Raw genomic sequence first — 574 nt, forward strand, 5'->3', positions numbered from 1 at the left:
GAGGGGATTCATTCCCTCAGACACCCAACAGCGTGCCCGGCCCGAAACCGTCCGGAGATCATGCGTTCCACGCTCCGAAGAGCAGTACTGGCAAGCCTCCGACCCGAGATCCGGACCGAATAGTCAACGTTCCACCCATGAGCAACCGTGCAAGACATTTGCTTGCAGTCGGCTATGTGCTCCTTAGAAAGGAGGTGATCCAGCCGCACCTTCCGGTACGGCTACCTTGTTACGACTTCGTCCCAATCGCCAGTCCCACCTTCGACAGCTCCCTCCCACAAGGGGTTGGGCCACCGGCTTCGGGTGTTACCGACTTTCGTGACGTGACGGGCGGTGTGTACAAGGCCCGGGAACGTATTCACCGCAGCAATGCTGATCTGCGATTACTAGCAACTCCGACTTCATGGGGTCGAGTTGCAGACCCCAATCCGAACTGAGACAGGCTTTTTGAGATTCGCTCCACCTCACGGTTTCGCAGCTCATTGTACCTGCCATTGTAGCACGTGTGCAGCCCAAGACATAAGGGGCATGATGACTTGACGTCGTCCCCACCTTCCTCCGAGTTGACCCCGGC

Annotated in this window: 1 rRNA gene; it reads right to left on the reverse strand. The window is 57.8% G+C overall.

Going from position 1 to position 574, the window contains the following annotated elements:
• Window positions 1-187 precede the first annotated feature (187 nt).
• Window positions 188-574 (reverse strand): 16S ribosomal RNA (locus GT030_RS16985); the annotation flags it as partial.

Source organism: Streptomyces sp. SID1328 (assembly GCF_009865595.1).
Taxonomy (GTDB): Bacteria; Actinomycetota; Actinomycetes; order Streptomycetales; family Streptomycetaceae; genus Streptomyces; species Streptomyces griseoluteus.